12 protein-coding genes are annotated in these 13653 nt (G+C 33.2%); 8 read left to right on the top strand and 4 right to left on the bottom strand.

Annotation, left to right across the window (positions count from 1 at the left end):
* Positions 1-142: 142 nt before the first annotated feature.
* Positions 143-1711, bottom strand: a complete 1569-nt coding sequence (locus GQN54_RS08460) for a tryptophan 7-halogenase (protein ID WP_160633093.1) — start codon at positions 1709-1711, stop codon at positions 143-145.
* Between the two features lie 288 nt (positions 1712-1999).
* On the opposite strand from GQN54_RS08460, the gene GQN54_RS08455 reads away from it, so the two are divergent.
* Genes GQN54_RS08455 through GQN54_RS08445 form a run of 3 tightly spaced genes read left to right on the top strand, consistent with a single transcriptional unit; the run spans position 2000 to position 6186 of the window.
* Positions 2000-3268 (top strand): MBOAT family O-acyltransferase, encoded by a 1269-nt coding sequence (locus tag GQN54_RS08455; RefSeq protein WP_235933010.1) that lies wholly within the window; start codon positions 2000-2002, stop codon positions 3266-3268.
* A gap of 9 nt (positions 3269-3277) precedes the next feature.
* Positions 3278-4312, top strand: coding sequence for a hypothetical protein (locus GQN54_RS08450; RefSeq protein ID WP_160633091.1), 1035 nt, complete (start codon positions 3278-3280; stop codon positions 4310-4312).
* 5 nt (positions 4313-4317) lie between these two features.
* Positions 4318-6186 (top strand): asparagine synthetase B family protein, encoded by a 1869-nt coding sequence (locus GQN54_RS08445; RefSeq protein ID WP_160633090.1) that lies wholly within the window; start codon positions 4318-4320, stop codon positions 6184-6186.
* Between the two features lie 3 nt (positions 6187-6189).
* On the opposite strand, the gene GQN54_RS08440 is transcribed toward GQN54_RS08445, so the two are convergent.
* Positions 6190-6924, bottom strand: a complete 735-nt coding sequence (locus GQN54_RS08440; protein ID WP_160633089.1) for a class I SAM-dependent methyltransferase — start codon at positions 6922-6924, stop codon at positions 6190-6192.
* A 100-nt stretch (positions 6925-7024) separates the two neighbouring features.
* Between GQN54_RS08440 and GQN54_RS08435 the strand changes: the two genes are divergently transcribed.
* Genes GQN54_RS08435 through GQN54_RS08420 form a run of 4 tightly spaced genes read left to right on the top strand, consistent with a single transcriptional unit; the run spans position 7025 to position 10197 of the window.
* Entirely contained in the window at positions 7025-7918 is an 894-nt protein-coding gene (locus tag GQN54_RS08435; protein ID WP_160633088.1) for a glycosyltransferase, read from the top strand.
* The gene (locus GQN54_RS15585) at positions 7911-8462 is read left to right on the top strand and encodes an aspartyl/asparaginyl beta-hydroxylase domain-containing protein (protein ID WP_160633087.1); all 552 of its coding nucleotides are present in this window, start codon (positions 7911-7913) and stop codon (positions 8460-8462) included. The genes GQN54_RS08435 and GQN54_RS15585 overlap by 8 nt, the downstream gene beginning before the upstream one ends.
* Positions 8463-8472: 10 nt before the next feature.
* The gene (locus GQN54_RS08425; protein ID WP_160633086.1) at positions 8473-9372 is read left to right on the top strand and encodes a hypothetical protein; all 900 of its coding nucleotides are present in this window, start codon (positions 8473-8475) and stop codon (positions 9370-9372) included.
* Positions 9373-9375: 3 nt separating this feature from the next.
* On the top strand, positions 9376-10197 hold the full coding sequence (locus GQN54_RS08420) for a sulfotransferase domain-containing protein (RefSeq protein WP_160633085.1): 822 nt from the start codon (positions 9376-9378) through the stop codon (positions 10195-10197).
* Here GQN54_RS08420 and GQN54_RS08415 read toward each other — a convergent pair.
* Positions 10194-11993 (bottom strand): CocE/NonD family hydrolase, encoded by a 1800-nt coding sequence (locus tag GQN54_RS08415; protein ID WP_160633084.1) that lies wholly within the window; start codon positions 11991-11993, stop codon positions 10194-10196. The two genes, GQN54_RS08420 and GQN54_RS08415, sit on opposite strands and share 4 nt — an antisense overlap.
* Before the next feature lie 205 nt (positions 11994-12198).
* Between GQN54_RS08415 and GQN54_RS08410 the strand changes: the two genes are divergently transcribed.
* Positions 12199-12477: a lasso peptide biosynthesis PqqD family chaperone gene (locus GQN54_RS08410; protein WP_207554861.1), complete on the top strand. Its 279-nt coding sequence runs from the start codon at positions 12199-12201 to the stop codon at positions 12475-12477.
* Between the two features lie 61 nt (positions 12478-12538).
* Here the strand turns inward: GQN54_RS08410 and GQN54_RS08405 are convergent, their stop codons facing one another.
* Positions 12539-13591 carry a lasso peptide biosynthesis B2 protein gene (locus tag GQN54_RS08405; RefSeq protein WP_160633083.1) on the bottom strand — a complete coding sequence of 351 codons (1053 nt, stop codon included), beginning with the start codon at positions 13589-13591 and terminating at the stop codon, positions 12539-12541.
* Between the last annotated feature and the right edge of the window lie 62 nt (positions 13592-13653).

Raw genomic sequence — 13653 nt, 5'->3', positions numbered from 1 at the left:
GAGATAGAATTTAAATCAAATCTTCCTGGAAGAAATCTGCAATATGAATTAAGGGCGAACCTAAATAATAGGCTAGTAAAATAGATGATTGATTTTAGCTATGTAGGGGGGGACTTTTTAATTAGTAGGGGATTGACTGGTGTCACCTTATGTTTTTAATCAATTCGTTTATTTCTGTTGAATTAAAATTGCGATTTAAAAATCGCAGTTTATTAAATTGAATGTCTATTTCAACCTTTCCTAAATGAATTAAGCTTAATGCCTGTTTATGATTTATTGCATGACTAGTTAAAAAACTCCACTTCTGTATATTTTTTTTAGCTGCTTCGAGGTCATCATTATTAGGTTTGTTGTTTTTAAAACCTTTTAAGCCAAGCACTTCTAACATAAAATCGTAAGAAAATAGACCAAATATCATGTGTTTATTAAGAGCCTTAAGAGATAAATCTTTGTCTTTGCTATTGAAGAGTAGACCTTGTGAGCGAAATGATTCTATTAAAAATTCAAGTTCATTTGATATTTTAATTTCATTACAATCATTCCAGAAGCTACCATTAATTCTGTGATTTAGTTTAAAATGCATACTGATGAAGTCTTTTAGAGAATCCCAAATTTTTGCTAATTCTTTATTTATCGAATCACTTCTATCGATTCCTTTCTCCAACAATTTTAAGTGTGTAACCGTAGCATAAATATTATTGATACACATATGCAGAGAAGTAGAATGGAGAGCCTCAATAAAACCGTAAGCATTGCCTATCGCAGCAGTATTTTTAATAATTGCTTTCTGATGGCGACCACTCTTAAATTTTAATGTATTTAAAATCTTTAAACTAACGTGCTTTTTTTGCCATTCTTCAATTATCTTTTCTTGATTAGTATGATTAGAAGAATAAACATATCCTAAATGGTCATGAGTATGCATTGGAATATTCCATTCCCATCCAAATTGCATGTTAGAAGAAGTGGTGTAAGGTTTAATAATACTGTTATTTTCTATTTCAGCAGTAATTGCTGAGTCTGTAAGTAGCTGGTTATCATAAGTAATGTAAGGAACTTTCATAGACTGAGAAAGTAGAGTGGAATTAAATCCAGTACAATCCATGTAAAAATCGAACTTTAAGTGTTCTCCTTCATTCGTTAATAGTTTGTCAATTTCCCCGGCCTTATTTAAAATAACTTTATTGATAGTCCGTCGATAGTTTTTTATCCCTCTTTCTTTGCTTTTAGTTTGTAAAAATTTAATAAAAGTATGATTGTCTAAATGGTAGCTAAATGAATGAGGTTCATTTATAGCTTTGTAGGTCTCCTTATTGTTGCCTGAAACAATAAAAACCTTGTTTTCATCCATTAGCAATGAATTCAACGAGTTAATGTTTATATTATCTTTTAAAAATAAACTAGAAACAGGGTCAATGTAACCAAATGCATTATTATATGATTGATGTTTTTCACTACCCCAATAAAGTTTTCCACCTAACTTTACAGTTGGATTAACTTCTTTAAAGAAATCTGAAATATCGAAGCCTAGCTCGTGATGGAGTAGTTTTAATAACTTTGGTGTTGTTGATTCGCCTACGCCAATGGGAGGAATATCTGATGATTCTACTAAGTTAATTGAACAATTTGGAAAGGCCTTCTTTAAGGTTAAAGCAGTAAGGTAACCTGCTGTTCCACCTCCAATAATCCCAATACTTTTAAACACTTTCATCCATAATTAATTCTGTAACAAGTTTAACTTAAATGTTACAATTAGATGTTTATTCTTTAAATATTTATTTTATTTTTTAAAAGACTAGCTTTAAATTTTTATAATATTGGAATCTGAAAATTTTGCCAATCAATGCTTTTTAATTCACTTGAGTTTATTCTATTTCTGATAATTGTTTTTGGATTATACTGGTTTGTACCATTCAAAAAACTCAAGTATCAAAACCTTTTTATTCTGGTAATTAGTTATTTTTTTTATGCATGGTGGGATTGGCGCTTTCTATTTTTAATGTTTTTTAGTTCCTTACTTGATTACTTAATTGGTCTATCTATTGAACATTCTAATAATCAAAGTAAGCGAAAGGCGCTTTTGATAATTAGTGTGGTGGTCAATATAGGCTTACTTTCGTTTTTTAAGTACTTTAATTTCTTTGTCGATACGTGTATAGCCGCATTTGCTTCAGTTGGAATAAATTTAGGAAGCAACACATTGAATATTATTTTGCCAGTCGGAATTAGTTTTTACACATTCCAAACGCTGAGCTATACCATTGATATTTACAGAAACGAAATTCAAGCTACTAGAGATGCTATTTCCTATTTTGCATTTGTCGGTTTTTTTCCGCAATTGGTTGCAGGTCCAATAGAGCGAGCAAAAAATCTACTTCCTCAATTTCAGCAAAAAAGAAATTTTGATTTTAAATTCGCTAAGGATGGAGCCTTACAAGTTTTATGGGGATTATTCAAAAAGGTAGCCATTGCTGATGTGATTGGTCAACAAACAGAATTAATTTTAGCCGGATATGAAGGGATGTCTGCTTCTACTTTGGTCTATGGCATTATGCTAATAGGCGTGCAGATTTATGCCGATTTTTCCTCCTATTCTGATATTGCAATTGGAGTAGGAAAGTTATTTGGCTTTCGAATTATGAAAAACTTTGATTATCCACTTTTTGCGATGAATATTTCAGATTTCTTTAGACGTTGGCATATTTCACTCTATGCTTGGTTTAGAGATTATGTTTTTTTCCCGTTAGGAGGAGTTCGAAAGAGAGGTTGGTATTTGTTCAGGAATGTGATGATCATTTTTGCCTTAACCGGATTGTGGCACGGAGCTGATAGTGCTAAGTTCATAGTAATGGGATTGATATATGGACTAATGGTCTGGGCTACTATTTCTTGGCAGTTAAAAACAAAAAGAAGAAGAAAAGAAAAGCTTAGTATATTGCCAAGCCCAAGGCAACTATTGCTCATGGTTTGGGTATTTATTTTATATGCTATTCCTTGCATATTTTTCATTTCTCCCGACTTTGAGTCTTCTCTAGGTTATTTTTATCAGATTTTTGAGGCAGAATTTTGGGTAATGCCAAATGGCTTAAATAAACTTCTACCTGTTGCAACTCTCTTTATCATAGATTGGTTAGGAAAGGCAAAAGAACATCCATTGCATATTGGTCATTGGCCGGGGATCCTGCGCTGGTCGTTTTACTATACCTTGCTATTTTTAATTCTTTATCTAAATGATGGTGGTTCACCGTACATCTACTTTCAGTTTTAATTAGGTTTAATGAGGAAGTTTTTATTCAAAATAACTTATCTGATTCTCTTTTTTATCATAATGGGAGCCATTAACTATGCTTTAGATGAACAAATGATTTTTCATCAAGAAAACCTTGAAAAAGCGGTAGAAGGTTTGCAAAAAGAAGATACGATTTATGGAGTTTCTCATGTCCATAAACCTTATCTTCACTTCAAATACGCTAAGCAATTAAAACGACCTAAAGATGTTTTAGTTATAGGGGCAAGTGATTGTGCTCAATTAGGCGAAAATATATTTAAAGGAATGGATGTCTTTTCTCAATGGGCTCCCGGGAGCGGTTTATTTTTTCAACTAGCTATTTTGAATGAATACGATAAGAGAGGTATGCTTCCGAAGCAGGTGGTATTGGCTTTGCGACCTTATTACATTTCAAACAAAGATCCGCGACCACTGGATGTGATTGCAGAACCGTATCTGGAAATGTTAGAAAAAATGAACTTGGAACAGCCGACTTTGGGTGTTACTTCAATAAAAATTCTAAAAGATAAGTTTCAAGAACTCTTTTCTGCAAAGTATTTGGTTTACAACTTAAAATCAGAAACGCATGAAATTTCTAAGGTTAAAACTTTAAATGAAAGATTCATTATGTTTCCTGATGGAACGGTTAAGAATAATTTTATTCCCCAAAAGGAAATAGCAGAGAACACGCTTCAAGAAACTATAGAATTTTATTCTGAAGCCATTAATTCGCCGAAATCAGAATTAATTTTGTTGCATCATAAATTAATTGATTATTTGCAAGATAAGGGAGTTGTAGTGAGTTTTTTTATTTTGCCATTTCATCCTAAAATGATGAACGATAAGTCTTTCAAAGAGGTTAATAAGAAATGGAAATTATACACCCGTGAATTAGAGAGAAAATACAGAGTTAAACTTTTTGGAGGAACTGATCCAACTGATTTCGGACTCACCGAGACAGATTTTCTTGATATTTCTCATGTGAAGAGAGGTAGCATGTGGAAATTGTTTTCTTTTTTTAAAGATCAAAACCCATTGAACTGATTTCCATGAATTCAATTTTTGGTATTGTGAGTAGAAATGGGGCGCCAATAAAACAGGAGCATGGACAAGCTATGCAAGTGGCCTTAGATTATTGGGATGCAAAAGCCAAGGTGATAAAGAGTAATGAAGTGTTTTGTTTAGGTTACTTAAGTCTTAACACTAAAGAGGGGAAAATAGTAACTGATAAAAAACATGTTCTGATAGCAGATGCAACTTTGTTTAACAAATCAGAGCTTAAACAGAAGTTAGATTTAAATCCATTTGAAAGTCATTCTGATGATTTTTTGTTGCTTAAAGCGTATCATAAATGGGGAAGAAGTTGTCCTGAGTATCTCAATGGTGAATTTGCTTTTGTAATACTTGATCAACAAACTGGGAATGTATATGTGGCGAGGGATCAACACGGAATTAAACCGCTTTATTACTTTCTAAACGAAGAATATTTTGCCTTTGCAACTGAATTGAAAGGTCTTTTAAGTTTGCCTTTCATCAATCATGCAATTGATGAGCAATATGTTGCTGATTTTATTTGTAGAATATGGCTTGATAATAGGCATACACTTTATAGAAACATTAAACGCTTTCCGGCAACCCATACTGCCTTATTTAGAGAGAAGGATATGCAGTTTCAAAAGTATTGGAATCTTGATAATATAAAGTCAATTTCATTTAATAGGGAAGCAGATTATATTGATGCATTTGAAGAAAAGTTAATCCAAGCGGTTGCATATAGAATGGAAAGCGGCGTATCTTCAGGAACTGAGTTGAGTGGAGGCCTTGATTCTTCTCTAGTAAGTGTTTTGCTTCAAAACCACTCGCCCAATAGGGTAAGTGCTTATAGCTATGTTTTGCCTTCTTATTTAAGCGGTATGGGTTTGTCTAGTGATGAAGTTAGAGTTTTAGAAGTGGCAAATTATGCTGGGATTAAAGATGTGGAATTGCTCACTGATACAGGTAAAGGAATGCTTGATAGCCTAGCCTGGAACTTAAAAGTCCATGATGAACCACCTTTTGAATTTAATCCACTCTTTCGAGACGGTTTGTATCAAAAGTTGTATGCCAAAGGGCAACGAATACTTTTCTCTGGTTTTGGGGGTGATGAAATGGTATCTTCTCAAGCTAGTGGTTATATAAAACAACTATATTTAGAGGGTAAAAATAATCTTCTTAAGGATGAAATTTCAGCACTAAGTAAACGTAAGAATAAAGGAAAGTGGTTGTTATATAGTAGCTTGTATCTAAAACTTATTATGAATGATCGAATTCTAGTGAATACAATAAACCGTTTTCAATCAATTTGTGGTAACGCGTCCAATCTACAAAAAAAGCTAAAACATAGACCTTTAGTTGAGCATTGGTTTAAGGAATTAAATATGGAAGATCGCTTTAGGGATTACCAAAAGCGGTATAGCAGAAATGGTAATTTTATGGAAGATCAAATCCGTAGGATGCAAGAGCCACACGTAGCTATGCGCCTAGAGTATCAAGCCCAAGCCGCTCGATCTTTTCAAGTTGAATATCGTTATCCTTTGTTGGATATTGACTTAATTGAATTTTATCTGGGATTGCCAACGGAGTATAAAGCGAGAAATGGAAATGGTCGTTATATTTTTAAGAAAGTATTGGAACGCCATTTGCCTAAAGATTATGTTTGGCGAAATACTAAAAAGGGCAGTTCTAATCCACAGGTATTGAGCCGCACAATGAATGATGGTGAAAAGCTAGAAGAAAGACTTTTTTCTATAGCCCCAAACCACCCTGTTTGGAGCTATTTAGATCGTGAGAAGCTCCAAAAAAATAGAATTCAGTTTAAAGAATGGAATCAATCTACAACCGACTTTGTTTATCTCATGCTTGCAGATCAGCTAACGTGAAGTTTACTTCAACAAGCGATTTAATTTTCTTTTAAATTTGACTAGTAGTCTGTTCTCGTTGGCTTGAGTCTGCAATACTTCTTCTATTAATGGTTTTAATTCAATTTTTGAATATTTTCCGGTTAAGTCAATAAATTCGAATGGTTGATGATTTTTTATTATTAGGAATTGATTGAAAGGAAGCGTAAAAATTTTTACATTTTTTGCTTCCGCAAAGTAAACTGCAAAAGGGAAGACTAAGGTTGGCTCAAAGGCAAACTTGTTCCGTTTTATGCTAGGGTAGAAATCGTCTCCGATAATTATTCCATTTGAAGTTAATTTATCCCACATTTGGATTAAGTCAATTGTGATCCCTTTTAAGGTATGATCTCCATCAATATAAATTGCGTCAAGTGAATTAGGTTTAATCGATTCGGATATCTCATTTGTTTTTCCTCTTAATATTGTCAACTTTGATTGTGCAAAAGAGACCTTTTCTAAGGTGTCTTTATAAATAGCTTCAAAATTGGTGTTTGATTGATTATTTGGTTTATTCCAATCCTCTAAATATCTCCATGGATCTATTAAAGTGTAATTTTCAATAGCTTCAACTTTATTTAATAAATAGGAGGTCAGGTCACCTTTAAAAACGCCAATTTCGGCTATGTTTTTAACTTTGTGTAAATGAATGAGATATTCGATTAGGCTTTCGCGAGTATCGCTTTTTTCTTTTAAATTTTTAATTTCTTGGAGAGTCATATCAAAATAAAGTTGGAACAATATTAAGTTAAATGATTTAATAAAAATCATATGTATAAGGAATGTTGGTCTTACTTTTGGGAAATACCAATAGAGTTAAATGTTGAGAGCAGCCCTTGTTACAGTTTCTAGCAGATCTTATTTGGAAGGAACTCAATTAATGTTTTATTCCTTTTTAAAGCTACATTCAAAGTTTAAGGTAGACTTAATTCTTATACATGATGAATTCAGCAAACAAGAACAAAGGGAATTAAATGAATTATTTGGAGTTCAATGTTTTAAGCTTGATATAAAATTAAAAAATAAGATAAATCAACTTACAAATGCCTTGCCTTCATACAGAAAAAGGCAAACAAGGTTTTATAGTTTACAAGCTTTTAAACTAGATTATGATTCGATTCTATATGTAGATAGTGATATTATTTTTAGAAAAAATATAGCAGAGATATTTGAATTGAAAAATCCTTTTTCTGCTTGCATAGATTTGCATTCTATGCTTGGCGGAAAGCGTAGTTTAGAAACTTTTTCAGCAGATCCATTACTTACAACCCATCTTACGTTTAATGCTGGCTTTTTTCATTTTAAACCTAAGAAATTAGATGAAAAGATTTATGAAAAACTTTTAAATCGTATTTCAATCAAACAATTTTCAAAATTAAAAAGTGGGCACACAGATCAATTTATCTTAAATCAAGAATTTACTAAATCTGCCAATATTATAGATTCTAAGTACAATGCCTATGTTTTACCTGCCCGGCAAATTGAACAGAAGGAAAACGTTGAGAGCGCATCGGTTTGGCATTTTTTGAGGCATCCGAAACCATGGAAAAGAGAAGTTTTGGTAAAGCGACTTTTAAAAGGCAGAAGGCCATCGGCTCAAATAGCAGAATGGAATTTGTTATTTCATGAGTTTTCTAAAATCATGAATAAAAAAATGACTTGGAAAGAGAAGTGCTTGAGTGGTTTAATTCTCCTAATTTCGTATCGTGATTAATTCAAATAAAACAAAAAGCTATCGCAACCTAGGTTCGGTAAATGTTTCGGATTTAAAACGAAGAGTTGAAGCATTAAGTGATAGTGATTGGCAAATTGCTGATTCTGAAAAGCCGAATAAATTTAATGCGCTAGGAAGAGCACAGCACTTAGTTTTTCGTTTCCCGAAAAACCTCAAATCACATTTAGAAAGTTATGAAACTTCACATTGGTCAGGTTGGAAAGATATAATTGAGCCTATTATAGAAAAGGCGGTTCAACCCTTTAACTACTCAAAAGGTTATTTCCCTCGAATCATGTTGGCTAAACTACCTTCCAAATCAGAGGTAAAACCACATGTTGATAAATCTCCTTCTGCCCAATATCCTCACAAAATACATATACCTATTTTTACTAATAATGAAGTGTTTTTTTATGCTAATGGAGAATCAATTCATATGGAAGTTGGACAAGTTTATGAGGTAAATAATAATCAGTTACATTGGGCCATTAATAATGGGAATATTGATCGTATACACTTGATTTTTGAATACTATTCAATATAACACAATTACTATGCATTACTATACACTTTTTGGTTGGAATGTTGCTTCTGAATTTGAACTACCTGAGCTTTTTGAAGGTGATCATGAAAAGGAAGTAGAAATTAAGATTCTGGCTAAGGAAGTAGCGAAGGAATTAAAGGGAGTAAAGAAAAAGGGAATCGGTTTTCAAGTTAAACCGGGTCATTATCAGTTAAATATTGATGGGGTTGCTCGTTTTTATGTAATTGAAGGAAGAGAAATTCAGATTGATATAGCTCCAAATGCTGATTTTAAAGATGTTAAGGTCTTTCTTTTTGCATCAGTTTTAGGAGGCCTTTGTCATTTAAGAAGTACTTTGCCTATCCACGCCAGTGCAGTTGCAAATCGAGGTTACAGTTATTTATTTGCTGGCAATTCAGGATCAGGGAAATCAACCCTAGTAGCTGCCTTACAAAAGGAAGGCCTACTTGCTTTGAATGATGACCTTTCCCCAATTGTATTTGCTGATGATAATGCGGTCTTAAATCAGGGTATTGGACGTATGAAGTTATGGCCTGATGCGTTAAAAATGTTAGGTAAAACTACGAATAGGTTATATCAGATTCGAAGCGACCTGGAGAAATATGCACTTGAAATTGAAACGGCTGAAACCTCTAAAGAATTTCCAGTTAAAAGTATATTTATTTTATGCCCCAATATTTATACTAAAAAGCTAACCATTAAGAAGGTTGAAGGTAAAGAGAAATTAGTAAAATTAATGCGTCAAACCTATCGAAGTCAACTTATCAACGGTTTTGAATTAGAACAGGAGCACTTTAGAAAATGTGCCTTATTAAGTAATCAAGTTGACTTATATGAAATCCAGCAACCCCGATCAGTTCCAAGTTTAAATGAACAAGTAGCGCTGATTAAGAAATATATAGGGGTTTAGATTATGTTTTGGCTTGCTTCATATCCTAAGTCAGGAAATACGTGGATTCGTGTGTTTTTGACTAATTTGATAATTGGAGGAAAAGGAACCTTTAATATCAATCAATTGATGAAAACGTATTTTGCTAACGATAATCAACTCATTGAGCATTTTACTCCTTTTGAACCTTCAGAGCTTACATTTCAGGAATTGGAGAATGTTAGAAAGAGGTTATTTCATCAATTACCAAAACTAGTTTTAAAAGAGAGTTGTGTTAAAATTCATCATGCGAACCAATTGTTCCAATTGAATGAAAGTTTGTTATCGGATTTATCCCAAAAAGTAATTTATGTGGTTAGAAACCCTTTGGATGTTGTTATTTCACTTGCTTATCATCAACAGTGGTCTATCGATCAATCAATCGAATTTTTAAATAATAATAATGCTATTATGGGTAATCCGACTAAATTGAATCAGCGTATGAGTGCCGACTTTCTGAGTTCATGGAGTCGGCATTATCGGTCATGGAAAGTGGGTTATCCTGAATGTTTAGTGATACGCTATGAAGATATGTTGGAAAATGAATGGATTACATTTTCATCTATTAGTAAGTATCTAGGTTTTTCTTTTACTAAAGGAGAAATAAATGAAGCTATTATAAAGAGTAAAATAGGTCTGCTGCAAAAGCAAGAAGCAAAGACGCGTTTTAAGGAAGGTTCTATAGTCAATCAAAATTTTTTTAGAAAGGGAATAAGTGGAGAATGGAAATCAATTTTGATCCCAGAACAAATAGAACGAATTGTTTCAAGGCATGGATTGGTGATGGAAGAGCTTAATTATCTTTAGATGATGTCTTTTGTTGGGAGGATGATTTGAGATGGAAATTCTTTGGAATGATGAAGTTTCCAAACCACATTTTCTTCTTTTGAAGCCTTAAAATAAGCCTCGTCAGCACCACTAATTGACAGTCGTAATGAATGACCTTTTTTCAAAAGATAAGAAGTGGGCAATAAGTCGAATTGGATTTTTTCTATTTGATTAATTGGCATAGAATCAGCTTGGTCTCGTAAATAAGATCTAACCGGAACTGCATCCTCATGAATATTTAGCATTGCAAATGCATTTCGATGGATTAGCCTTAGCATGCCTTCTGTAATGTAAGTAGCATTTCCTTTTTCATCAATATTTTCTAAGTATGCAAAAATATTTCCGTCAGGAGCTGAGCTTTCCAGATAGAATTCTACCATTGAGTGGCCTGTGATTTCAATATCTTGAGTTAACTTATGAGTCTCAAAGCTGAGGTATTTCCCATTTCGATTTGCCCAATCAGCGTATAGTGCGGCTTTTTTTTCAACTCCGTTAAGCGCCCTGTATCTCGACCATTTTCCGCTACTGCAATTAAAGTCAACTTTGTACTCGCTGGCTGAATTTTCGTTTTCATCTGTTTTTTTTGCTAATAATCCTTTTCCTTTTAAGAATAATGAGGTCTTATTGTGATGTGGAGGCCATTGTGAGGCACTTTTCCATTTTCCTTCAACCAAAGTGTAGTAGTGAACCGCTTTTTCTAATTCTAGACCATTTTTTTCGTTTTTTAAATGATAATCAAAGAACTTTAGCATTTCAGCTTCATGTTCAAAGGATGTTTTACATTTTTTGTCAATATTGTATTTTCCACCATGGTCCCAAGGTCCAAGAATAAGTTTTTTGTGCTCGTTTTTTAAACTTAAGAATCTTTTTATCGCTGCATGTGCATAGGTTCCATCCATCCAACCACTCCAGCTATAAATTGCTGAATTACTTTTTTCAATGTTATTAATTTGATGATGTGGAGAAAAATCATCCATTTTTATGGATAAACCAGGACTTTTATCATCTCTAAAATTTAAGCTGAATGCTTCACTGGCGATATCTGTGTTCTTTTCATGAGCTTTTAATACGGCAGTAAAGTCTTCGCTTTGCTTTACTTTCTTTACACCATTGGTTAAGTGAGAAATGATAGAAGATTTCTTAGGTAATTTGTTTTGATCTAAACTTCTATTTATCATTTCCCAAGACTCTACGAACCATTTCAGATACACTCCTCCTGGCATTACAATGTCATCGTAAACATCAAAAAGAGAATACATAGGGATACAAGCCTTTAAGGCCGGGTGAGCTTTTGCTGCTAAAAACTCCGCTGCTGTTCCTGCGTATGATATACCTGTAGTGCCTACCCTTTGATTGCTCCATTTTTGTTTTAAAATCCAATCAATAATTTCAACTCCGTCTTCTATTTCCTCCTTCCACCATGGATGTAACCACTGACCATAAGAAGCTCCTGTGCCTCTAACATCTACATTCAGCCAAGCATAGCCACTTTTTACTATTTTATTTCTCATTAAATCAAGACTTCGAATCTTACGGCCACTTATAAACCAGCTAAATGGTTTCCGGATAGCAATTTCTCGTCGATATCTAGTTTGATGAATTATCGCGGGGATTTTGGTTCCATTCAGTTTTTTCGGAAGGTATAAGTCAATCGCAATTTTGACTCCATCTCTCATCTTTAGGTAGAATGATTCGTTGTGATAAGAAGTGTAGCGTCTTGGAACCTTATAGTTTTGTGGTGTTCCATAGCTTTTATCTGAATTGGAGGGAAACATTTAAACGAAATTTGATTTTCTAATTAAAAAAGAGTTAATCATTATTGACTATTTACACCAGAATAATGTTGCTTAGTATTCAAGCTTTTAATTGAACGACGGTAAAAATAGGAACTTTTAAGTCTGTCTAACTAAAAATTGCATAAAATGTAGTGAGCAGAAATTTAAAAAATAGATTATTTCTACTTTTACAAAAAAAAATAGAATGAACATTACAATAGAAAACACTATAGAGAGGTCAAATGAAGTGATAGCAAGTGAAGTAGAGAATGAGCTGGTTATGATGAGTTTAGAAAATGGTAAATATTATGGAATGGATTCTATAGGAGGGGATATTTGGAAAATGATTGAGTCTCCGATTGTAATAAGTGATATCTGCAGTCGTTTAATGAAAGAATACAATGTAGATGAACTTACTTGTAAACGAGATGTGCTTGATTTTTTAGATCAGTTGGAGGAGCAACGTTTAGTAAAGATTTCATAATTAGTTCATTCTAAAGGCCCCATTATTTACAGTCTTTTTGAGTTTTCGAACTGTATTTCTTTTAAATAGTGTTCCCAAAAGTAGAAACGACCTTAAATTGATGCCTGCCTTTGGCTCCTGTGATAATCTGATTGCCTGAACGTGTCCATGCATGGGCTTTTAATTTTAAAGCTTCATTTTCTTTTGCAAGTCCAAAGTAAATAGTAGATGAAATTCCTCGTCTGTTGAGCATGACTTTACAAGCTATAGCTTGTTCAAGACATAAACTCCTAAAAGGAGTGAGTCTACTCACTTTTCTAATTGCCTTTCCTATTTTTTCGGTTGTCTCTTCTTGCAGAGAAGAAGTTTGCCTTGTCGTTTCTGTCATGTGTTCGCCCAATCTTTTTGCAATTGCTCTGAATGGTAGAAAAAGTACTAGAAGTCTAGCAATAAAAAGTAGAGCAGTCGTTTCAATTAAAAGGCGTTTGTCCTGAACAGGTAATTTAAGAAACGTTACAAGTTTGTTGTTTTTTGATTTTGAGGTTTTGGTTTCGGTAATGTTTTTTTGGTTCGACTTTGATTTATTTCGGTGAGGGAATTCTTGATTCGGGATTTCTTTTCCTAAAAATTGACAGAGTTTTGCCCACTGATTTTCTTCTTTTTCAATATCAATAATGAGCAAATCTTCCGGTCTGCTTTTAAAAAAGGCTAATACTTCTGCATTATGTTTTCTATATCGCTCTAGGTAGATGGTTTCATTTTCAATAGGAGATGGCTCTCCATAAATTATTTCTCTGATTTCAGTCTTTGAATTCTTGAAATATTGGAGTACACTTTTTAGCCAACTGTTTTCTTCTCGAATGGTTAAAATAAACTTGCTGCCAGGATAAAAAGCATCAATTTCTTTGTAAAAAAGTGGCCACGGGTTGTCGCAAAAAGCATCATATGGTTTTAAGGCCTTTAATATCTCTTGTGTTTTGTGATTCCGTATTAATTCAATCACATTGTTATCAGGAATTAAATCTTGAAGTGATCCTAGACGTCTACAAACGCTGTATTCCAACATTTGAAGAGCATTCGCCAAACTTGAAGTTCCTGTTTTGTGAAACCCAATACAAAATACCTTTTGCTTCATATAGCTAAATTCAACATATATGTTTAAATTCTAAAACAATCCATAGGGGATAATAAAATATT

The sequence above is a fragment of the Acidiluteibacter ferrifornacis genome, assembly GCF_009909615.1.
GTDB classification, from domain to species: domain Bacteria; phylum Bacteroidota; class Bacteroidia; order Flavobacteriales_E; family Vicingaceae; genus Acidiluteibacter; species Acidiluteibacter ferrifornacis.
This window is presented reverse-complemented; position numbering and strand designations above follow the sequence as displayed.